Source organism: Rhizobium sp. CB3060, from assembly GCF_025200735.1.
Classification (GTDB): Bacteria; Pseudomonadota; Alphaproteobacteria; order Rhizobiales; family Rhizobiaceae; genus Rhizobium.
In genome coordinates, this window is sequence record NZ_CP104158.1 from 753,832 (window position 1) to 775,890 (window position 22,059).

Genomic DNA, 22,059 nt, shown 5'->3' on the forward strand with positions numbered 1-22,059 from the left:
AAATATTCCAAAAATCGCCGCGGGCTTCAGGAGGAAGCCGGTGGAGGAAATGGATATGAAGTCGCTTGGCGTCGGATTGATCGGAACCGGCTATATGGGCAAATGCCATGCGCTGGCGTGGAATGCGGTCAAGACAGTCTTCGGCGATGTTGAGCGACCGCGTCTCGTGCATCTTACCGAAGCCAATCTCGACCTGGCAAAAATGCGTGGCGATGAATTCGGCTTCGAAAAGGCGACCGCCGATTGGCGTGAGCTGATCGCCGATCCCGAGGTCGATGTCGTCTCCGTCACCACGCCCAATCAATTCCATCCGGAAATGGCGATCGCCGCGCTGGAAGCCGGCAAGCATGTCTGGTGCGAAAAGCCGATGGCGCCGGCCTATACCGACGCCGAACGCATGCTGAGCGCCGCCAAGGCCTCGGGCAAGGTCGCCGTCCTCGGCTACAACTATATTCAGAATCCCGTGATGCGGCATATCAAGGCGCTGATCGGCGAAGGCGCGATCGGCGAGGTCAATCACGTCCGTGTCGAAATGGATGAAGACTTCATGGCCGATCCGGAGGGCCTCTTCTATTGGAAGAGCGAGCTTGCCGGCGGCTATGGCGCGCTTGACGATTTCGCGGTGCATCCGCTGTCGCTGCTCTGGTTTCTGTTCGGCCATGTCGAAGCTGTCATCACCGATATGGTGAAGCCCTATGCCGAACGGCCGTTGAAGGACGGCGGGCGCCGCGCCGTTGAGAATCACGATCTCGCCAATGTGCTGATGCGGCTCGGGGGCGGTATTTCTGCGGTGCTGATGGCGAATCGCTCCGCCTGGGGGCGCAAGGGCCGCATTGCGCTGCAGATCTACGGCTCGAAAGGCTCGATCGTCTACGACCAGGAGCGCATGAACGAATTCGAGCTTTATCAGGCGGACGGCAGGCAAACCGAACAGGGCTTCCGCAGAATTCTTGCGGCGCCGGCGCACCGACCCTATGACCGGTTCATCCCTGCGCCTGGCCACGGACTCGGTTTCAATGATCTGAAGATCATCGAATGCCGGGAGCTGATCCGCGCCATTTCCGGCGACGCGGCGTCCGTCGTAAGCTTCTTGGACGGTTTGCGCATCGAAAAGTCGGTGCACGCCATGGCCCGATCATTCCATGAGCGCCGCTGGGTCGAGATACCGGCCTGAAGTCCTGCCCCAATTTTCCCCCGATCTCTGGCGCAAGGTCAGCTATGATTGACGCTTGCAAGGGTACGCGTTACCCCTGAAAACCGCGAGGGCGACGCCTATATCAAGGTAACGAGCCGCCATAACCATATATAATGGAGTAAGGATCGTGACGGGCAGATTGGTCATTGTCGGGGCCGGGCAGGCCGGTTTCGCGCTTGCCGCCAAATTGCGGGCGCTTGGAGATTCGAGGCCGATCACTATCATCGGCGCGGAGGAAAACCTTCCCTATCAGCGACCGCCGCTGACAAAAAAATATCTTCTCGGCGAGATGGCCTTCGACCGGCTCTTGTTCCGCCCTGAGCATTGGTATGCCGACAACAATGTCGAGATCCGTTTGTCCACCTGGGTCGAGCAGATTGATCGCGTGCCAAAACAGGTGGTCATGCAGGACGGTTCGGCGCTGGGCTATGACACGCTGGCGCTGGCGACCGGCGCAACGCCGCGCGAGTTGCCGCCCTCCGTCGGGGGCGCGCTTGAAGGCGTCTATCTCGCCCGCGACAAGCGCGATGCCGATCAGCTCGCCGCCGAAATGCGCGCGGGCCGCCGTGTTCTCATCATCGGCGGCGGCTATATCGGCCTCGAAGCGGCGGCGGTTGCCCGCCATCGCGGCCTCGAAGTCACGCTTATAGAAATGGCAGACAGGATCCTGCAGCGCGTCGCCGCCAAGGAGACGGCCGACATCATGCGGACTATTCACCGTGGACACGACGTCGTCATCCGCGAAAAGACGGGCCTGAAGCAACTGGTTGGCAAGAACGGCCATGTCGTCGCCGCCGAGCTGTCGGACGGGTCCACCATAGATGTCGATTTCGTCATCGTCGGCATCGGCGTTGCCCCGAGTGACCGGCTGGCCAAGGAAGCGGGGCTGGAAGTCGGCAACGGTATCATCGTCGATTCGTTTGCCCGCACCTCCGACCCCGCGATCTTCGCTGCGGGTGATTGCGCGGAACTGCCTTGGAACGGCGGCCGCATCCGTCTCGAATCGGTACAGAATGCCGTCGACCAGGCCGAAGCCGCAGCCGGAATCATTGCAGGCGGCAACGAGCCCTACGATCCGAAGCCATGGTTCTGGTCGGATCAATATGACGTAAAATTGCAGATCGCCGGCTTCAACGTCGGCTATGACGAAACCCTTTTGCGCGCCGGCGCTCGAGAAGGATCGGCTTCGGTCTGGTATTTCAAGGAGGGCCGCTTCATCGCCGTCGACGCTATCAACGACGCAAAGGCCTATGTGACTGGCAAGAAGCTACTGGAAAGCGGCGTCAACCCGGCAAAGGCTATCCTGGCCGATTCGGCCGCGGACCTTAAGGAGTTGCTGCGTTAAGAGGGACCCGCACGCCGGCTATCTAGTTCTCCCTGCAGGATGCGCGCGCCGCCGAATGCAGGGAGAACGTGCAGGGAGGCGAAAAAGCGCTTGCGTCGATAAATGATTGGCCGTATCAGGGCCGCACCGGAGAGGTGGCCGAGTGGTCGAAGGCGCTCCCCTGCTAAGGGAGTATACGTCAAAAGCGTATCGTGGGTTCGAATCCCATCTTCTCCGCCATCCTGCTTTGCACCTTGCAGGACAGCTATTTTCCCCCTTCACCGTTGATATCAAACGACCTCTCACGTCAGTCGTTGCCGATTCTCTTTTTGTCATTTCGCTGCAATCTTGCTGGCACATGATCGATAAAACCGATTCTCGATCGAATCGGTCGTGGCAGAATCACTGGCTCTCGATGCTATGCTGAGATGGCGAAGGTGATTTTGCTTGCTTCGCACTGTTGATGACTATCCCGGCAAATGTCGAAAACAGCGAACACGACGTCGCGGCAGCCATGGTTTCGCCTTGGATCGGCCATTGTGACGGCCGGCCCCGCGCCCACGTCCTCATTTAAAAGCGGCCTGTAAGTGCTGGTACCGTAAGGGCTTTCTTAACAAACTATAAACAAATCCAAGGCCCGTGTGGCGGACTTGTGTCCTTTCGGCAACAGGAATTACGGAAGGCTCACGCAAATCCCCCTTTCCGGTAAGATGTAGATTGCGTGACAGTTCGCGTCTTGTATTTTCAATCTCGGAAGCGAGGGCGATTGATCGTCCACTTCTTGAAACACGAGGATGGGGCAGGGAATGCCTTCGGGTAGTTCTCATTCTCGATTGAAACTTTGACTGGAGGTCAATAATGAACATCAAGAGCCTTCTTCTCGGCTCCGCTGCTGCGCTCGTAGCAGTTTCCGGTGCTCACGCGGCTGACGCTGTTGTTGCCGCTGAGCCGGAGCCGCTCGAATACGTTCGCATCTGCGACGCATACGGCGCTGGCTACTTCTTCATTCCGGGCACCGAAACCTGCCTCAAGATCGGCGGCAAGGTTCGTACCGAAGGTGAATGGTACGACGCTTACAACCCGAACAACGTTCGTGGCACGCTCTGGCACACCCGCGCCGAGCTCAACATCGACACCGCGACCGACACCGAATACGGTCCGCTGAAGACCAACACCATCCTGCGTTGGGATTGGCAGGAAGGCGGCTCCACGAGCACCAACCTTCTCTGGGCATACATCAGCCTCGGCGGCTTTACCGTTGGTAAGACGGACTCCTGGTTCAACCAGTTCACCGGTTACGCCGGCGACGTCATCAACGACGACGTGGTCTATGACGGCCCGTACGAACTCAACCAGATCACCTACAACTACGACGCCGGCAACGGCTTCACGGCTGTGATCTCGTTGGAAGACAGCAACTCTGGCGTTGGCGCACATGGCTCTAACGGCGAAGACAGCTCGGATCACTACGCTCCGGACGTCGTTGCCGGTGCTGGCTACAAGGCTGGCGCATGGTCCTTCAAGGTCGTCGGTGGTTATGACTCCATCGTCGAAGAAGGTGCCATCAAGGCTCGTATCGACGCTGACTTCGGCGTTCTCTCTGCCTTCATCATGGGCGGCTGGAACACGGACGGCGACAAGCTGAACAAGTACGCTGGCTCGAACGGTGGCGGCGACGCTGCTGACATCGGCTGGGGCGATTGGGCAGTTTGGGGCGGCGTTGGCGTTCCGATCAACGAAAAGCTGAAGTGGAACCTGCAGCTCGCTTACACCGACTCCAAGATCTTCGCCGCTACGACGAACATCAAGTGGAACCCGGTTAAGAACCTGCTCATCGAGCCGGAAGTTTCCTACACCAACTGGGATTCGATCAACGAAGATCAGTGGGCTGGTATCCTCCGCTTCGAGCGTACCTTCTAATCTGGTTTGACCTCGGTCATAATCTGATTGTCACATTGGTGACGAAAAGCCCGGCTTTTGAGCCGGGCTTTTTGTATTTCGGACAGTCCGATCTTCGCTGCTTTGGATACCGGAGAAGCGGTGCTTCAGTATTTTATTGATTTATAATATACTAACTAAGTATAGATTTTATAACTTGAGTGTTCTCGGAGAGTATTGCCTAGTAGAGTTCAATTTCTGAACATGGAAACTATGTGACAGTTTTGCGACGTGATTTTTGTGCAACGCGAAATTCGAAACGAACGTCACATATGATTATAGTTTGTCTCTGATATTGCTCTGAAAAATTCGATCTGTAGGGTCCAACTCGGAAGCAAGACTTAGCGTCTTGGTTCTCCCAGATCAGGGGTCAACTTTGAACACAGGGGTGGGGTAGGGCCCGTCGATTTCTCGGCGCGAATTCTCATACCTAATCGATATTTAGAACTGGAGTTATTATGAACATCAAGAGCCTTCTTCTCGGCTCCGCTGCTGCGCTGGCAGCAGTTTCCGGTGCTCATGCAGCCGATGCCGTCGTTGCTGCCGAGCCGGAGCCGCTTGAATACGTTCGCATCTGCGACGCTTATGGCGCTGGCTACTTCTTCATCCCGGGTACCGAAACCTGCCTCAAGATCGGCGGCATGGTCCGTACCGAAGGCGGCTGGTACAACGCCTACAACCCGGGTCCGGGCGGCGATCGCGGCACCTACTGGCACACCCGCGCTCAGCTCAGCGTCGACACCGCAACGGACACCGAATACGGTCCGCTGAAGACCAACACCGTTTATCGTTTCGACTGGAACGACGGCAACGCTACGACCACCAAGCTGCTCTGGGCTAACATCAGCCTCGGCGGTTTCCTGGTTGGTAAGCAGGACTCGCAGTACAACCTGTTCGCAGGTTATGCCGGCGACGTCATCAACGACGACGTGGTCTATGACGGCCCGTACGAACTGAACCAGATCACCTACAACTACGATGCAGGCAACGGCTTCAAGGCTGTCGTCTCGCTTGAAGACTCCAACTCCGGTTCGGATACGTCTTCCTACGGCGGCGCTTGGGTTCAGTCCAAGGCTGACCACTATGCCCCGAACGTCGTTGCCGGCGTTGGCTACAAGGCTGGCAACTTCGGCTTCAAGGTTGTCGGTGGCTATGACTCGATCGTCGAAGAAGGCGCTATCAAGGCTCGTATCGACGCCGACTTCGGCGCGTTTACGGCCTTCTTGATGGGCGGCTGGAACACCGACGGCGACAAGCTGAACCAGTATGCCGGTTCGAACCTGAACGCATCTGCTTGCCCGGTTGGCCGTGGCGACCTCTGCGGCTGGGGTGACTGGGCTGTTTGGGGTGGCGTTGGCTATAAGATCAGCGACAAGCTGAAGTGGAACGTGCAGCTCGCTTACACCGACTCGAAGATCTTCGAAGCCACGACGAACCTCAAGTTCAACCCGGTTAAGAACCTGCTCATCGAGCCGGAAGTTACCTACACCAACTTCGATTCTGTAAACCAGGATCAGTGGGCTGGTATCCTCCGCTTCCAGCGCAGCTTCTAATTCGGTTATCAAAAACCGAATTAGCATACACTCTGATCTGACCTCCGATCAGAAGAGGATTGGCCCGGTTTTCCCAACCGGGCCTTTTCTATTCTGCGGCGCGTGGCGATGGTGCTGTGCGCAAGCTCAGATCGTTGCCAGAAAACGCCGAATCGCGGCCGGAATATCTCCGAGGTGCAGAATCGGAGCATGTCCTTGCCCGATAGCAATCTTTGCCGTCATGCCGGGATGGCGCCGTGCCATCTCCTCTAGGCTGGCTGTCGTCAGCAGCTTGGAGTTTTCCCCGCGAATCACCATCAAGGGGATGTTCTGAAACGCCTCGAACTGTGGCCAGAGATCCGGTAGCGGCGTTTCGAAATCGAGCGACTTCATCTGGACGGCAATAGCGGGATCGAAATCCGCTACGACGTTACCATCCTTGAGCGTATAGATCGCCCGAGCCATGTCGCGCCAATCGTCATCTGTAAGTGCCGTGAAAGCGCGACCGTGATTCTCCCGCAGAATCTCGACAGCATCGTCCCAATTGGCTGGCTTCCTGTTGCGGTTCAGATAGTCGCGGATATCGACAAGCCCTTCCTTTTCAAGAACGGGACCGATGTCGTTGAGAATGACGGCCCTCAGGATATCGGGATGGCCTGCCGCCAGCAGATGCAGGACAAGACCGCCGCGCGAGGTGCCGATGAAGACGGCCTTTGGTATATTCAGCGCGGCGCAGGTTGTGAGCACGTCCTGGGCCTCGACCACGAGATTATAGTGGCTCTTGTCGTCGTCCCAGGCCGATAAACCGCGTCCACGGGCATCGAGCGTAATCACCCTGCGCGGTGCCACCGGATCCCGCGACAAAAGCAGCGCCAACTCGTGGAAATCCCGGGAGTTGCGGGTCAGACCCGGCAAACAGACGATCGGGGCCAGGTTTAAGGCCGGCGAATCGCCGCTGTAATCGCGTGCGGAAAGCCTCAGCCCGTCCGGTGCAGTGATTGTTTTGATAACAAAGCCGCTCTCATCGTCATTACGCATCGATAGCCCTCGTGGATGGCGTTTCACGAGGGATGTAACGCGATTTTGTCGTCTTGAACAATGATGCTGGCGCCGTCGCGGAGTTTAGCCGCGTCCGTAGATCAGATCGTGCTCGATATCGGTTTTCTGTCCAAGGCGGGCCTTGTAGACCTGATAATTCTCCATGACGCGCTGGACATAGTTGCGCGTTTCGGGGAAGGGGATGCGCTCGATCCAGTCGACGACATCGTCGATCGATTTGCCGCGCGGATCGCCGTAGCGGCTGATCCACTCGGGAACCTTGTTTGGCCCGGCATTGTAGGCAATGAAAGTCAGGATGTAGGAGCCGCCGAAGGTGTCGATCTGCTCGCCGAGATAATGGGCCCCAAGCGTCGCGTTGTAGCCGGCATCCTGCGTCAGCTTGTCCGCGGAATAGGCTATGCCGTGACGGCCGGCGACGGCCTTGGCCGTCTTCGGCAGAAGCTGCAGCAGACCGCGCGCATTGGCGGAGGAGACTGCTGCCGGGTTGAAGGCACTCTCCTGCCGGGCGATGGCATAGGCGAGCGCCTTGCCGGAACCGGAAATATTGGCATTGTCCGGAATGACGCCGATCGGGAAGGCGAGCGCGGCGACGTCGACGCCGCGGCCATAGGCGATCTTGCCGACCTGCAAGGAAAGCTGATGATTGCCGGAGCGCTCGGCCCGTGCCGCCAGCATGGCGATCTCGCCGGGGCTCTGCAATTGTTTCGCCAGCGCCCGGTAAAGGGCATCAGCCCGCCAGCCGTGACCTGCCGCTTCAAGATGCGCGATGGCCTGAACGGCTTCGCGGGATTGGAAGCGCTCCCGGTCCTCGGTCGTCGGCGAGGGGTAGGTGACGTTCAGCGTCCGGCGGCCCAATTTTTCGGCCGCGAGCTGGCCATAGAATGTGCTGGGATAAGAGGCGGCCTTGGCATAGAAATCCGCCGCCTTGCCCGGACCGCCGGCTTCGGCGGAGCGGCCGAGCCAATACCAGGCGCGCGACAGCGAGATCGGACCGTTCGATATCTGCAGAATTTTGCGGAAATGCGTTGCGGCCGTCGCGCCGTCCTGCAATCCGCGCAGCGCATACCAGCCGGCATGGAATTCCGCCTCGCCGACATCCTGCGCACTCTCCGCGACGCTGGCGTCGACGATGCGATAGGCGGTTTTGAATTTACCTTGATCCACCAGGCCGCGGCTGACGATGCGCTGCTCATCCCACCATTGGCTGGTATTGACGAGTACGCTGCGGTCACGCGGCATCTGCATCAGCAGATTGGCGGCATCGTCATATTTGTCCTGGCGACGCAGGTTCTCGACCTGCATGAAGAGATAGGCGGGGTCCTTGCGCCATTGCGGATCGATAGTGGCGAGCAAAGTTCCGGCATTGGCGGAACGATTGTTGATTGCCGCCCAGGTCTTGTAGAGCGATTGCGCCCTGCCGAGATCGCCGAAACGCTTGGCCTGAGCGGTGCGGCCGCGATAAAGCAAATAGTCCATGCGCGCCTTATGATCGGCCGGCGACAGGAGGCTCGAGAATTCGGCAAGGATCTTGTCTTCGAAGGACTTATCGAGCCCCTCATTGCGCCAGATCTTGCGGATGAGTTTGGCCGCTTGCGCTGACGCACCGCGCGAAACCAGCGCGCGCGACAGGATGACAGCGCCTTCCGGTGTTTCCGGCTGCGAATTGCCAAAGGCGGCAAGCACTTGGTCGGCCGGCGGGTTTTCAGCGTAAAGCGCGCGTTCGGAATTGCCACGCAGGCTGGCGAGACCCGGCCAACCGGTAAGCTCACGCGCCGCCGCGGCGATTTCGCCGGAGGGAACGCCGGGCTGGCCCGAGGTAGCGATCGCCCAGGTCAGAATGTGACGGTCGAGCGTACCCTGGCTCATGCTGTTGCGGATGGCGAGCGCCTGCATCGGGTTCTTGCTGGAGAGGGCATCGAGACCGGCTTTCAGGTCGCCGCTGACGGGTGCTATTGCAGAGCCGCGCGGGATTGATCCGGTATTCAACGGATCCGGCATGGTCATCGCCACATCGGTCGTCTCGGGGGCCGATGTCTGCTCGCCGGGAAGCTGTGAGGCAAAAGTGCTCCATGCGACCGCCACGCCCATAGCGGTCAAGATCATCACAGGTCTTTTCATCCGGCTACTCACGACAAAAAACAGGCCCCCTCCATTTGCCGAAGTTTATATTAACGAAACCTTAGCGTTGGCCCGAATTTCAATCAATTATGATATCGGAAACTGCCCTTTACCATCGAAAGCGCGCTTGTCGCCGTCAAGGCAGCGCTCTATGGTGCGCGGATTCATAACCATGGATTGCGGCTGAAGCATGAAAGCGGCGCCGCGAGGAGACTTGCATGTTCCAGGGGTCCATTCCCGCACTCGTTACGCCCTTCACTGACGCCGGTAAGGTGGATGAAGCATCCTTCGCTTCCCATGTCGATTGGCAGATCAAAGAGGGCAGCAGCGGGCTCGTTCCCGTCGGCACGACGGGTGAATCGCCGACCCTGTCACATGATGAGCACAAGCGCGTCGTCGAGCTTTGCATCGAGGTGGCTGGCAAGCGCGTCCCGGTCATGGCCGGCGCCGGCTCCAACAATACCCGCGAGGCAATCGAGCTTGCCCAGCACGCCGAGAAGGTTGGCGCGAACGCAGTTCTGGTCGTGACGCCTTACTATAATAAGCCGACGCAGAAGGGGCTCTACGCCCATTTTTCGGCCATTGCCGAAGCGGTGAAGCTGCCGATCTATATCTACAATATTCCCGGCCGCTCGGTGGTCGACATGACGCCGGAGACGATGGGCGCGCTTGTCAAGGCGCATGGCAACATCGTCGGCGTCAAGGATGCGACCGGCAAGATTGAGCGCGTCTCCGAACAGCGCATCACCTGCGGCCACGACTTCCGCCAGCTTTCCGGCGAAGATGCGACGGCGCTTGGCTTCAACGCCCATGGCGGTGTCGGTTGTATCTCGGTGACGGCTAATGTCGCGCCGCGCCTCTGTGCCGAATTCCAGGCGGCGACGCTTGCCGGCGATTATGCCAAGGCGCTGGACTATCAGGATCGATTGATGCCGCTGCATAAGGCGATTTTCCTGGAGCCGGGGCTCTGTGGCGCGAAATACGGCCTTTCCCGCCTTGGCCGGATGAGCCGCAATGTGCGCTCGCCACTGCTCTCGACACTGGAGCCCGGCACGGAAGCGGCCATCGATGCCGCCATGCGCCACGCTGGTCTCCTGAACTGACGGGTACCAACGCTCTCACGAAATCCTCTAGCAAGACCGCTCTCTTCACAAGGAGGGCGGTCTCGCTTATTTAAGGGGTGAAACCTTGGCGCGCCGGTGGCCGCTGCCGGAATTGACGCACGAAAAAGAAGAAGAACCATGGCACCCAAAGGCAGCCAACGCGTGGTGAAGAAGATTGTCGCGGAAAACCGCAAGGCGCGCTTCAACTACGAGATCATCGACACCTATGAGGCGGGGCTCGTGCTGAAAGGCACCGAGGTCAAGTCGTTGCGCGAAGGCAAGGCCAATATCGCGGAATCCTATGCCTCCGATGAGGATGGCGAGATCTGGTTGATCAATTCCTATCTGCCGGAATATCTGCAGGCGAACCGCTTCAATCACGAGCCGCGGCGCCGCCGCAAACTCTTGCTTTCCGGCCGTGAGATCGGCCGGCTGCGCTCCGCTGTCAATCGCGAAGGCATGACGCTGATCCCGCTGAAGATTTATTTCAACGATAGCGGTCGTGCCAAGCTGGAGCTGGCGCTCGCCAAGGGCAAGAAGATCCACGACAAACGCGAATCCGAGAAGGAACGCGACTGGAACCGGCAGAAGAACCGGCTTCTCAAGGATAATGGGTGAGGGTGAGGAGCGGTCGGGCAAAGCCCGAGCAATCGATCCAGTGAATCGATTGCAGCGACGAACGCCCTGAGCCAAAGCGAAGGGCCGGCCGCCGCGGCAAACGCGGAAAGCTCCACCGTCTATGAAATTCCTCGCCGACAATCAAAGCCAGCAGTCAATCGATCGCAGCGACGAACACACTGAGACGAACGCCCTGAGCCAAAGCGAAGGGCCGGCTGCGGCGGCAGACACAGACGCTCCCGCCGATCCCGGATTAATCTTCGGCCTCTGCCGCAGCAGGCGCCGGTTCGACCGGGCGCTGCGGACGCTCGGAGGGGTCGCGGCCGATTTCGGCCTTCAGCGATACAAGATCGATGAAGTGATCGGCCTGGCGGCGCAGGTCGTCGGCGATCATCGGCGGCTGGGTGGACATCGTGGAGATCACGGACACCTTGCGGCCACGGCGCTGCAATGCTTCCACCAAGGTGGTGAAATCCCCGTCACCGGAAAAGATGACCAGGTGATCGACGGTTTCCGACTGCTCCATGGCGTCGATTGCCAGCTCGATATCCATGTTGCCCTTGATCTTGCGGCGGCCCATGGAGTCGGTGAATTCCTTCGCCGGCTTGGTAATGACCTTGTAGCCGTTATAGTCCAGCCAATCGATGAGCGGGCGGATCGAGGAATATTCTTGGTCTTCGATAAGTGCCGTATAGTAATAAGCGCGAAGCAGATATCCGCGCTTCTGGAAGGCCTTCAGCAGCTTACGATAGTCGATATCAAAACCAAGGCTTTTCGACGCAGCGTAAAGATTGGCGCCGTCTATAAAAAGTGCAATTTTTTCGCGTGGGTCGAACATCGCTTACATATCCATTGTTACCAAAACGCAATTACTTTTACCCAAAATGCAGTCAAAACAATGTCTTGTATGACGCCCAAGAATAATTCGTATTACTTTATGAATTATTCATATATCCGAGATTTAGGGCACGATTTATGATATTCCAAGCAACTGTAGGTTGAATGCGCGATTTGTCTAATGAATTTTAGCCCAATGTGGAGGGATTGGCAGCCCCGAAGCAGGAAAAACTTGAATTTGCCATCGTTTGCTTGTATCGGGCGTGCTACTCCGAGACATGATGACGACATCACGACCGCAAAGGACAGGCAATGGCCCGTGTCACAGTAGAAGATTGCATTGATAAAGTAGAAAACCGGTTCGAGCTCGTGCTGCTTGCCAGCCATCGCGCTCGCCTGATTTCGCAGGGTTCCTCGATCACCATCGACCGCGACAATGACAAGAACCCGGTCGTCGCACTGCGCGAAATCGCCGACGAGACGCTGTCTCCTGATGACCTGAAGGAAGACCTGATCCACTCGCTGCAGAAGCACGTTGAAGTCGACGAGCCAGAGCCCGATCCGGCAAGCCTCCTGGCCGCTGGCGCTGTCGCTTCTGCTTCGGGCGATGAGGAAGAAGATCAGCCGGAAGCCGTTACTTTCGATCAGATGTCGGAAGAAGAGCTTCTTGCCGGTATCGAAGGCCTTGTTCCGCCAGAAAAAAGCGACGATTACTGATCGTCGAGCTTGATGCTCTAACCAAGAGCGATATGATGAAGTAATGCGTGCGCCGGTCTTATGACTGGCGCGCTTTTATTTTGCGGGAGTAGCTTGGGAATGATGCGGCAATACGAGCTTGTCGAGCGTGTGCAGAAATACAAGCCCGATGCCAATGAAGCGCTTCTCAATAAGGCCTATGTTTATGCGATGCAGAAGCACGGGCAGCAGAAGCGTGCCAGCGGCGACCCCTATATTTCCCATCCCCTCGAAGTTGCCGCCATCCTGACCGACATGCGTCTGGATGAATCGACCATCGCCGTCGCGCTCCTGCATGATACGATCGAGGATACGACCGCGACGCGTGCCGAAATCGACGAACTGTTCGGTGAGGATATTGGCCGTCTTGTCGAAGGGCTAACCAAGATCAAGAAGCTTGATCTCGTCACCAAGAAGGCGAAGCAGGCCGAGAATCTGCGTAAGCTGCTGCTCGCAATTTCCGACGATGTCCGCGTGCTCCTGGTAAAACTGGCCGACCGCCTGCACAATATGCGCACGCTCGACCACATGTCGCCGGAAAAGCGTGCCCGCATTTCCGAAGAGACGATGGATATCTATGCGCCGCTTGCCGGCCGCATGGGTATGCAGGATATGCGCGAAGAGTTGGAGGAGCTTTCGTTCCGCCATATCAATCCGGAGGCGCACGACACGGTCACCAAGCGCCTGGAGGAGCTGTCGCGGCGCAACGAAGGCTTGGTGAAAAAGATCGAGACGGAACTGCGCGACTTGCTGGTCGCCAACGGCCTCGCCAACGCCATGGTCAAGGGCCGGCAGAAGAAGCCCTATTCGGTCTTCCGCAAGATGCAGTCGAAATCGCTTTCCTTCGAGCAGCTCTCCGATGTCTATGGCTTCCGCCTGCTCGTCGATGATGTTCCCTCCTGCTATCGCGCGCTCGGCATCGTGCATACGCGCTGGCGCGTCGTGCCCGGGCGGTTCAAAGATTATATCTCCACGCCGAAGCAGAACGACTACCGTTCGCTGCACACGACTATCGTCGGCCCGTCCAGCCAGCGCATCGAGCTGCAGATTCGCACCAAGCGCATGCATGAGATCGCCGAATTCGGCATCGCTGCCCATACGCTCTATAAGGACGGCACCAACAATAATGGCGATGGTGAACTGCTATCGCGCGAAAGCAATGCCTATTCCTGGCTGCGCCACACCATCGAGGCGTTGGCCGAAGGCGACAGCCCCGAAGAATTCCTGGAGCATACCAAGCTGGAACTGTTCCAGGATCAGGTTTTCTGCTTCACGCCGAAGGGCAAGTTGATCGCCCTGCCGCGCGGCGCGACGCCGATCGATTTTGCCTATGCCGTCCACACCAATATCGGCGACACCACCGTTGGCGCCAAGATCAACGGCCGGATCATGCCGCTGGTGACGCGCCTCTCCAATGGCGATGAAGTTGAGATCATCCGCTCTGGCGTGCAGGTGCCGCCGGCTGCCTGGGAAGAGATCGTCGTGACCGGCAAGGCGCGCGCCGCCATTCGCCGCGCAACGCGCCTTGCCATCCGCAAGCAATATGCCGGCCTCGGCCACCGCATTCTGGAGCGCACCTTCGAGCGCGCCGGCAAGGTCTTTTCGCGTGAAGCTCTGAAGCCGGCGCTACACCGCCTCGGCCAGAAGGATGTCGAGGACGCGATTGCTGCTGTCGGGCGAGGGGAGATGTCATCGCTCGATGTGTTGCGGGCCGTCTATCCGGATCATCAGGATGAGCGCGTCACGATCAAGCCCGCCGGCGACGAAGGCTGGTTCAATGTCCGCAGCGCCTCCGGCATGATCTTCAAGATCCCCGGCAAGACCAAGGCCGATCTCGCCGCCAGCGTCGAAGGCGTGGATGCCCTGCCGATCCGCGGCCTAGCAGCGGATGTCGACGTGCATTTCGCTCCGACCGGTGCCGTTCCCGGTGACCGTATCGTCGGCATCATGGAAAAGGGCAAGGGCATCACCATCTATCCTATCCAGTCACCGGTCCTGCAGCGTTTCGACGACCAGCCGGAGCGATGGATCGACGTACGCTGGGATCTGGATGAGGCCAACAAGTCCCGCTTCACCGCGCGCATTCTGATCAATGCGCTGAACGAGCCGGGAACACTAGCCAAGGTCGCGCAGACGGTCGCCGACATCGACGTTAACATCCGCCTTCTCAACACGGTGCGCGTTGCCGCCGACTTTACCGAGATGGCGCTGGATGTCGAAGTCTGGGATCTGCGCCAGCTCAATCAGCTCCTGGTGCAGCTCAAGGAGCTGGATTGCATTGCCACCGTGAAGCGGCTTTACGAATAATTATCTTTCGCGATGGCTCGATTGAAAGCCGATTGCATAGTTTGTGATCATTTAATGATCATATTTGCCTAAGTTCGGCCTAAGGCATGCGCCTGACGCATGGCTGCTTCTATTTTCGAGCTGTGGTAATTAACTTTTGTCACGCCTATCTTCTGGTCATCGAAGAAACGAAACAGAGATGAGTAAGACAATGTTTGGTCCTATCAAGAAATTCGCCCGCGCCCTGCGCGTTCCGAGTGCTGAAGAACGTGAAATGGCCTATCTGAATGGCTCGCACGACCGTTTTGACCTTGAATATCGTCAGCGTCAGGTCGATCGCGGTATCTTCCGCCAGCGTTAATCGCTGACAATACTTGCAAAATGGGAAGGGGCGTACCTGTTGTTGCGCCCTTGGGGCATCCCGCCGAAAGCAGACAGGATGTTCCGCCTCAAACAAAGCTGGAGTGGCCCGTTGATGTTCCTTGAACATGTGGCGCTCTGAAGAGTACAGGCGCTGCGGCCGGATAATCGACGCAAGATACGCTTTGCCGCTCTTGTCATGACGGCCCTCCCTGCACTAGATAAGCCGCATGTTATTTCGCCGCCGAAAACCACTGACGTTGAGTGAAAAACTGCGGGAGCATCTTTGGCCCCGCAAGGGTTTCATTCGCTCGTTCCAATATTTTGGGAAACGCCTTGTGCGCCTTGCCGCGTCGCCACATTCGGTGGCCGCTGGCTTTGCCGCCGGCATTGTCGTGTCCTGGACACCGTTCATCGGCGTGCACTTCATCATGGCGATTATTATCGCCTATGTCGTCGGCGGTAACGTGATCGCGGCCGCGCTCGGCTGTCTGGCGGCCGGCAATCCCATCACCTATCCTTTCATCTGGGGCCTCACCTGGGAAATCGGCCATCTGATCCTGGCGCGCGATAGCGGCGGTCAGGGCGGTGGCGTCGATCTGCCGGCGCTGTGGCATAAGGGCGATCTGCTGCAGATTTGGGACCCGATCCTGAAGCCGATGCTGATCGGCGGCATTCCGCCGGCAATCGTCACGGGCGTCGTCGTCTATGCGTTGACCTATTATGGCGTGAAGAGCTTCAAGAGCCGCCGCAAGGCCCGGCTGATGGAGCGGGCGCGCGAACGCCTGGCCCTTGCCGAGAACGCATCGAGCGTCTGACGGAACGCGGCGCCGTAGCGGCTGGCTGGAGGGCCTTCTCATGATCATCGGGATAGGCAGCGACCTTATCGACATCCGCCGCGTGGAAAAGTCGATCGAACGCTTCGGCTCGCGGTTCACCGAACGCTGCTTCACCGATATCGAGCGCGCCAAATCCGAAGGGCGCAAGAACAAGGCTGCGTCATACGCCAAGCGCTTCGCTGCCAAGGAAGCCTGCTCCAAGGCACTTGGTACAGGTCTGGCGCAGGGCGTTTTCTGGCGCGACATGGGCGTCGTCAACCTGCCGAGCGGCAAGCCGACCATGCAGTTGACGGGCGGTGCGGCCAAAAGGCTGGCGGCGATGCTGCCGGAAAATCATCGCGCCGCCATTCATTTGACGATAACCGATGATTTCCCTCTCGCTCAGGCCTTTGTGATCATCGAAGCACTGCCGATTGCGGGCTGAATGACGACCGTGTGTCGCTTTTAATACCTGCGCCATTGCCGCCGTGGTATGAAGCGGATAGAGAGTGCCTGAAAGTGAAGTGCGCCGGTGGGGTGCGAAAAAGGAATAAGACTGCGTGTCCGAGAAAGCCGAAAAACAGCAGAATGTCCTGTGGGAAAACATCAAGGTCATCGTACAGGCTCTAGTCCTGGCCATGATCATCCGCACGGTACTATTTCAACCCTTCACCATTCCGTCCGGCTCGATGATGCCTACGCTTCTTGTTGGCGACTATATCTTCGTCAATAAGTTCGCTTACGGTTATTCGAAATATTCTCTGCCCTTCTCGCCGGATCTGTTCAGCGGCCGCATCTTAGGCAGCGAACCCAAGCGCGGCGATGTCGTGGTCTTCCGCTTCCCGCCGAATCCGGATGTCGATTACATCAAGCGCGTCATCGGCCTGCCGGGTGACCGTATTCAGGTGAAGAACGATATCCTCTACATCAACGGCCAGGCTGTCCCGCGGGAGCCGCACGGAACCTTCGCCTCGGATTACAGCCAGGAGCCGGGCGACGACATCCCTGTTTACAGCGAGCGCCTGCCGGATACCGGCAAGGTCTACGACACGCTCGATCTGTCGCAGACGTCGCGTGGTGACAACACCCAGGAATATGTCGTGCCGCCGGGCAACTATTTCATGATGGGCGACAACCGCGACAATTCCGACGACAGCCGTTTCGACGTCGGTTACGTGCCGGCTGAGAACCTGATCGGCCGTGCCAGCGTTATTTTCTTCTCGCTCGGCCACGACACCTCGTTCCGCGAAATCTGGAAATGGCCGACCAACATGCGTTGGGACCGCATCTTCAAGGTTGTCGAATGACGAAGACCCAGACGCTCCCGCAGGCGGATCGTGTCAGGCTTGAAGCCGTCATAGGCCACGAATTCGCTGAGAAGGGGCGCCTCGACTGGGCTCTGACGCATGCCAGCGCCCGAACGCATAAGGCCGGCAACTATGAGCGGCTGGAATTTCTCGGCGACCGGGTTCTCGGCCTTTGCATCGCAGAGCTCCTTTTTCAGACCTTTGGCACGGCGACCGAGGGCGAGCTCTCGGTGCGCCTCAACCAGCTTGTCAGCGCCGAGACCTGCGCCGAAGTCGCCGATGAGATGCAACTGCATCTCTTCATCCGCACGGGCGCCGATGTAAAGAAGTTGACCGGCAAGCGCATGCTGAACGTGCGCGCCGATGTGGTGGAAAGCCTTATTGCGGCGCTCTATCTCGATGGTGGCCTCGAGGTGGCGCGCAAATTCATCCTGCGCTACTGGGAGCGCCGGGCTATCCGTGCGGACGGTGCCAGACGCGATGCCAAGACGGAATTGCAGGAATGGGCGCATGCGAAATTCGGCGTCACGCCCGTTTACAGGGTTGATGACCGCAGCGGACCGGATCATGATCCCCGCTTCACGGTAACGGTGGAAGTGGCGGGAACGGCGCCCGAGACCGGGATAGAACGCTCCAAGCGCGCCGCCGAGCAGGTGGCTGCGACACGGATTTTGGAGCGCGAAGGTGTATGGCAGCCCCAGTCTCTTCAAAAATGAAAATGACTGCCTAGAAATGACGGAAAAAATGACCAATCAGGAAGACCCGGCCGGCGAAGGTGCGGCTGAAAATATCGGCCCTACGCATTCGGGTTTCGTGGCCCTCATCGGCCCGACCAATGCGGGCAAGTCGACGCTCGTCAACCGGCTCGTCGGCGCCAAAGTATCGATCGTCAGCCATAAGGTGCAGACGACGCGCGCCATCGTGCGTGGCATCGCCATCCACAACAATGCGCAGATCGTCTTCATGGATACGCCCGGCATCTTCAAGCCGCGCCGGCGCCTCGATCGCGCCATGGTGACATCAGCCTGGGGCGGCGCCAAGGATGCGGATTTCATCATGCTCCTGATCGACAGCGAGCGCGGAATACGCGGCGATGCCGAAGCCATTCTCGAAGGATTGAAGGAAGTTTCCCAGCCAAAGATCCTTGTTTTGAACAAGATCGACCGCGTCCGTCGCGAGGACCTGCTGGCGCTCGCCGCCGCCGCCAACGAGAAGATCGCCTTCGAGCAGACCTTCATGATTTCGGCCGAAAACGGTTCGGGCTGCGACGATGTTATGGACTATCTGGCAAAGACCCTGCCGGAGGGTCCTTGGTATTATCCCGAAGACCAAATTTCAGACCTGCCGATGCGTCAGCTCGCCGCCGAAATAACCCGCGAAAAGCTGTTCCTGCGCCTGCATCAGGAGCTTCCCTATTCCTCGCACGTCGAAACGGAAAAATGGGAAGAGCGCAAGGACGGTTCGGTTCGGATCGAGCAAGTGATCTATGTCGAGCGCGAAAGCCAGAAGAAGATTGCGCTGGGCAAATCAGGCGAAACGATCAAGGCGATCTCAACGGCCTCTCGCAAGGAACTGTCCGAAATTCTCGAACAGCCGGTGCACCTTTTCCTTTTCGTCAAGGTGCGTGAGAATTGGGGCGACGATCCGGAACGCTTCCGCGAAATGGGACTTGAGTTTCCGCGCTGAGGGAACAATTCCCCGTTGAGTGTCTTACCTTACGACTGCCATCGGACAGATCGCTTCAACCGAAGCGATCTAAGAGGCGTGAATGGTCAAGACCACGACGATGCACAGGAAAAAAACGCCGTGCCAGCTCTGTCCGCTGCGGCGATTGCCGCATTTTCGCGAATTCAGTCGCGATGAGCTGAGTTTCGTCTCGGATTTCAAGAAGGGTGAGCTTGTCGTCGACGCCGGTGCGACGATCTTTCTGGAGGGTGCCCACAGCGCCCACCTTTTCACGATCCTTTCCGGCTGGGGCTTTCGCTATAAAACCCTCGAAGACGGACGCAGGCAGATCCTCAACTATGTGATGCCCGGCGACCTCATCGGCCTGCAAGGCTCGATCATGGGCGAGATGCAGCATTCGACCGAGGCTTTATCGCCGGTCTCGCTCTGTGTTTTCGAGCGTGCGGAACTGATGGCGCTCTACAACAAGCATCCGTCGCTCGCCTTCGATCTCACGTGGATCGCCGCGCGCGAAGAACGCATTTTGGATGAACACCTCTTAAGCATCGGTCGCAGGTCCGCGCTGGAAAGAGCCGCCTATCTGCTCGCCTACCTGCATCAACGGGCTAAGGCCCTGCATCTCTTCGACGGCAGCAAGGTCATTCCTATCACGCAGCAGCACATCGCCGACACCCTCGGTCTCTCCATCGTTCATACGAACAAGACATTGAAAAAGCTGTCGGAACGCGGCTTGATTCGCTGGCATGAACGCGGCTGCGACGTGTTGAATGGTCAAGGACTCGCCGCGCTCGCTGAGTGGGACGGGCTGGATGCGGGCGTGCGACCGTTCATCTGACGTGGTGGCAATGATGTGGCCGCCACATGTCTTTTTTAAATGTTCATGACGAGTGTATCAGCATAGACTACATTTTCGTCACTTTTCGACCAGTTTCACCTTTTACTAACCGCGGCGGCAAATGCGTTTGGAGCATGATGACGAGCCCATAGTCCGGCGGGACAAAAAGTGCGAAGCGGGTCAGGGCAAGGTCATGTCACATGAGATCTAGCCAATACGGATGGGGGAATGCCATCCATTCAACACGGGCCGATGATTGGCGCCGGAGGGATAGATGTGGGAATGTTTACGGGGCACGGCGCCGCTTGGCGCAGGGATGCGGGGACGGCGCTGATATGACGGTTCAGCGCGTTCTCATTTTGGAAGACAATCTGATCATTGCCATGGAGGCGGAGGAAATCCTTCGTCTCATTGGGGTCAAGGAGGTGGAAATCGCCTCGAACCTGGAGCAGGCAGTCAACGCCATTCATACCGAGCGTTATGATTTTGCGATGTTGGACGTCAATCTGGGGGAGTCGATGAGTTTCGGCTTTGCCCGGTTGCTGAGGGAGCGCGGCATCGCCTTCGGCTTCGTCAGCGGCTATCCCGATACACTCGATTTTCCACCCGATTTGCGGCATGTGCCGTTGCTCAACAAGCCTTTCGACGAGGCCGCCATGTGGGCGTTCGTCGACAGGCTGGCACCGGCAGAGCCATCAAGCAGCCCGCTACCAAGCGGATCGTCTGACATGTGACAGCGCCTGCCGTTTGTCCTAAACTCGAATCACGACATTCTATAGGACGAACCGGGCCGATGCAGTGGCAGGATCAGGCGATCATCTTGGGCGTCAAACGCCTTGGCGAGACGAGTGTCGTCGCCGAGGTGATGACGCGTGATCGCGGCCGGCACATGGGGTTGGTGCGCTCCGGCCGGTCCCGCGCCATGCAGCCGGTGCTGCAGGCTGGCAATCTGGTCGAAGTGACCTGGCGAGCACGGCTGCATGAGCATCTCGGCGAGTTCCGCATGGAGCCGGTGCGATTGCGGGCGGCGAGGCTGATGGAGACGGCGACCGCCGTCTATGGCGTGCAAGCCATGGGCGCTCTGCTGCGCCTGCTGCCTGAGCGTGACCCGCATCCGCATCTCTATGATGCGCTGAATGTGATTCTCGAAAACCTGCAGAACCCCATGGATGCCGGCGAACTTTTCGTCCGCTTCGAGCTGGCGGTCCTCAATGACCTGGGTTTCGGCCTCGATCTGACGGAGTGCGCGGCGACGGGTACGCACGACGATCTTGCCTTTGTTTCGCCGAAGACCGGGCGAGCCGTCTGCCGTGCCGCAGGCCTGCCTTGGGCCGACAAGATGCTGGTGTTGCCGCCTTTCCTCGCCGCTGGCGCCGTCGAAGCAGCGGATGCCGGCAGTCTCGCTGCCGCCTTCCGCCTGACCGGCTTTTTCCTGCATCGCCATGTCTACGAACCGCGTGGCATAGAGATCGCCGCAGCGCGCGACGGCTTCGTCCAGGCGGCGTTGAAAGCGCTAAATGCGGCGTCCTTAGAAGCACAGGAGCGGCCGAGCATTGCCGCAAAAAGATAGAGCATAATCCGAAAGGATCATGCTCTAAGGCGTAATTCAGAGCTGAAAAAGCGCTTCAAACAGCCATATTCGATGCTGCCGACATGACTTCCCGTGGGGCGGGAATGCCAAACATATGGCGGCCAGCCTCTTCGACCTCCGTGAACGACCAGCGGATGACACCATCCCGATCGAGCAGGAATTCGCCGACAAGCTGGCCTTCGCCGGTGGCGATCATCCGCTTGTCATCCTCGTTGACTTCATAGCCGTCCGCCTTGTCGAGGAATTCCATCGCTGCCATCGGGTTCATGGGCTCTGGAAGCTCGCCCGGCAGATCGATGCGCATCGACATCACCGCATCCATGCTGACCTTGTGCGGCCAGTCATTCTCAGCCTCGGTAAACTGAAGATTCGGCAGGCCGAAGGCCTTGTGCGATACCCGTTCCGGGTCTGAGGCCGCCAGCAGATTGGGAAGCGGATGGTAGCGGAAGTAGAGGCGGGCGCGCTCGATCGGCGTGTTGACGACGGTCAGGCTGTCTATGCCTTTTTCCTGCAATGCATCGGTGAGCTCGGCCATGGCGGCGATCTGCCGGCGACAGAAGGGGCAATGCAGCCCGCGGAACAATCCGACAAACACCGGCTTCTGGCCGCGAAAATCGTCGATGGCGACCTTGCCCTGCCGCGTGATCGCATCCAGCACGACGTTCGGTGCGCGATCTCCAGGCTGCAATGGTCTTCCGGCGTGGTTCTCCTGCATGG

At 58.5% G+C, this 22,059-nt stretch carries 21 protein-coding genes and 1 tRNA gene; 18 read left to right on the plus strand and 4 right to left on the minus strand.

Features of this window, described 5'->3' with window-relative positions; all coding sequences use genetic code 11:
- Nucleotides 1-55: 55 nt before the first annotated feature.
- From N2601_RS03740 to N2601_RS03760, 5 genes are all read left to right on the plus strand, one after another.
- Nucleotides 56-1,174 carry a Gfo/Idh/MocA family protein gene (locus N2601_RS03740; protein ID WP_104822497.1) on the plus strand — a complete coding sequence of 373 codons (1,119 nt, stop codon included), beginning with the start codon at nucleotides 56-58 and terminating at the stop codon, nucleotides 1,172-1,174.
- A 148-nt stretch (nucleotides 1,175-1,322) separates the two neighbouring features.
- Nucleotides 1,323-2,540, plus strand: a complete 1,218-nt coding sequence (locus N2601_RS03745) for an NAD(P)/FAD-dependent oxidoreductase (protein ID WP_104822498.1) — start codon at nucleotides 1,323-1,325, stop codon at nucleotides 2,538-2,540.
- Between the two features lie 128 nt (nucleotides 2,541-2,668).
- A tRNA-Ser gene (locus N2601_RS03750) sits at nucleotides 2,669-2,759 on the plus strand.
- Nucleotides 2,760-3,377: 618 nt separating this feature from the next.
- A complete protein-coding gene (locus N2601_RS03755) occupies nucleotides 3,378-4,439 on the plus strand; it encodes a porin (RefSeq protein ID WP_104822499.1) in 1,062 nt (353 codons plus the stop codon).
- A gap of 476 nt (nucleotides 4,440-4,915) precedes the next feature.
- Nucleotides 4,916-6,010: a porin gene (locus tag N2601_RS03760; RefSeq protein WP_104822500.1), complete on the plus strand. Its 1,095-nt coding sequence runs from the start codon at nucleotides 4,916-4,918 to the stop codon at nucleotides 6,008-6,010.
- Nucleotides 6,011-6,136: 126 nt separating this feature from the next.
- On the opposite strand, the gene N2601_RS03765 is transcribed toward N2601_RS03760, so the two are convergent.
- Both N2601_RS03765 and N2601_RS03770 read right to left on the minus strand, forming a co-directional pair.
- Nucleotides 6,137-7,027 carry an alpha/beta fold hydrolase gene (locus N2601_RS03765; RefSeq protein WP_104822501.1) on the minus strand — a complete coding sequence of 297 codons (891 nt, stop codon included), beginning with the start codon at nucleotides 7,025-7,027 and terminating at the stop codon, nucleotides 6,137-6,139.
- Nucleotides 7,028-7,111: 84 nt separating this feature from the next.
- Nucleotides 7,112-9,166: a lytic transglycosylase domain-containing protein gene (locus tag N2601_RS03770; RefSeq protein ID WP_104822502.1), complete on the minus strand. Its 2,055-nt coding sequence runs from the start codon at nucleotides 9,164-9,166 to the stop codon at nucleotides 7,112-7,114.
- 218 nt (nucleotides 9,167-9,384) lie between these two features.
- Here N2601_RS03770 and dapA point away from each other — a divergent pair, with 218 nt between their 5' ends.
- Nucleotides 9,385-10,269, plus strand: a complete 885-nt coding sequence (dapA, locus tag N2601_RS03775) for a 4-hydroxy-tetrahydrodipicolinate synthase (RefSeq protein ID WP_104822503.1) — start codon at nucleotides 9,385-9,387, stop codon at nucleotides 10,267-10,269.
- 138 nt (nucleotides 10,270-10,407) lie between these two features.
- Entirely contained in the window at nucleotides 10,408-10,887 is a 480-nt protein-coding gene (gene smpB, locus N2601_RS03780) for an SsrA-binding protein SmpB (protein WP_028753433.1), read from the plus strand.
- Nucleotides 10,888-11,140: 253 nt separating this feature from the next.
- Here the strand turns inward: smpB and N2601_RS03785 are convergent, their stop codons facing one another.
- Nucleotides 11,141-11,725 carry a LabA-like NYN domain-containing protein gene (locus N2601_RS03785; protein WP_104822504.1) on the minus strand — a complete coding sequence of 195 codons (585 nt, stop codon included), beginning with the start codon at nucleotides 11,723-11,725 and terminating at the stop codon, nucleotides 11,141-11,143.
- Between the two features lie 311 nt (nucleotides 11,726-12,036).
- On the opposite strand from N2601_RS03785, the gene rpoZ reads away from it, so the two are divergent.
- The 11 genes from rpoZ (at nucleotide 12,037) to recO (ending at nucleotide 21,321) form a co-directional block, all read left to right on the plus strand.
- The gene (gene rpoZ, locus N2601_RS03790) at nucleotides 12,037-12,441 is read left to right on the plus strand and encodes a DNA-directed RNA polymerase subunit omega (protein WP_104822505.1); all 405 of its coding nucleotides are present in this window, start codon (nucleotides 12,037-12,039) and stop codon (nucleotides 12,439-12,441) included.
- A gap of 99 nt (nucleotides 12,442-12,540) precedes the next feature.
- Entirely contained in the window at nucleotides 12,541-14,766 is a 2,226-nt protein-coding gene (locus tag N2601_RS03795) for a RelA/SpoT family protein (protein WP_104822506.1), read from the plus strand.
- A 190-nt stretch (nucleotides 14,767-14,956) separates the two neighbouring features.
- Complete coding sequence (locus N2601_RS03800) at nucleotides 14,957-15,106, plus strand: DUF3563 family protein (RefSeq protein ID WP_104822507.1); 150 nt, start codon at nucleotides 14,957-14,959, stop codon at nucleotides 15,104-15,106.
- A gap of 229 nt (nucleotides 15,107-15,335) precedes the next feature.
- Nucleotides 15,336-15,923, plus strand: a complete 588-nt coding sequence (locus N2601_RS03805) for a DUF2062 domain-containing protein (RefSeq protein ID WP_104822508.1) — start codon at nucleotides 15,336-15,338, stop codon at nucleotides 15,921-15,923.
- 40 nt (nucleotides 15,924-15,963) lie between these two features.
- Nucleotides 15,964-16,368 (plus strand): holo-ACP synthase, encoded by a 405-nt coding sequence (acpS, locus tag N2601_RS03810; RefSeq protein ID WP_104822509.1) that lies wholly within the window; start codon nucleotides 15,964-15,966, stop codon nucleotides 16,366-16,368.
- 115 nt (nucleotides 16,369-16,483) lie between these two features.
- Nucleotides 16,484-17,230: a signal peptidase I gene (lepB, locus tag N2601_RS03815; RefSeq protein ID WP_104822510.1), complete on the plus strand. Its 747-nt coding sequence runs from the start codon at nucleotides 16,484-16,486 to the stop codon at nucleotides 17,228-17,230.
- On the plus strand, nucleotides 17,227-17,946 hold the full coding sequence (rnc, locus tag N2601_RS03820; protein ID WP_104822511.1) for a ribonuclease III: 720 nt from the start codon (nucleotides 17,227-17,229) through the stop codon (nucleotides 17,944-17,946). The genes lepB and rnc overlap by 4 nt, the downstream gene beginning before the upstream one ends.
- 28 nt (nucleotides 17,947-17,974) lie before the next feature.
- Nucleotides 17,975-18,916, plus strand: coding sequence for a GTPase Era (gene era, locus N2601_RS03825; protein WP_104825037.1), 942 nt, complete (start codon nucleotides 17,975-17,977; stop codon nucleotides 18,914-18,916).
- Nucleotides 18,917-18,998: 82 nt separating this feature from the next.
- Complete coding sequence (locus N2601_RS03830) at nucleotides 18,999-19,751, plus strand: Crp/Fnr family transcriptional regulator (RefSeq protein ID WP_260303517.1); 753 nt, start codon at nucleotides 18,999-19,001, stop codon at nucleotides 19,749-19,751.
- A 200-nt stretch (nucleotides 19,752-19,951) separates the two neighbouring features.
- Nucleotides 19,952-20,485, plus strand: coding sequence for a response regulator (locus N2601_RS03835; protein WP_311319439.1), 534 nt, complete (start codon nucleotides 19,952-19,954; stop codon nucleotides 20,483-20,485).
- A 59-nt stretch (nucleotides 20,486-20,544) separates the two neighbouring features.
- On the plus strand, nucleotides 20,545-21,321 hold the full coding sequence (gene recO / locus N2601_RS03840) for a DNA repair protein RecO (RefSeq protein WP_104822514.1): 777 nt from the start codon (nucleotides 20,545-20,547) through the stop codon (nucleotides 21,319-21,321).
- Nucleotides 21,322-21,376: 55 nt separating this feature from the next.
- Here recO and N2601_RS03845 read toward each other — a convergent pair whose 3' ends face one another.
- Entirely contained in the window at nucleotides 21,377-22,057 is a 681-nt protein-coding gene (locus tag N2601_RS03845) for a peroxiredoxin-like family protein (protein WP_104822515.1), read from the minus strand.
- Between the last annotated feature and the right edge of the window lie 2 nt (nucleotides 22,058-22,059).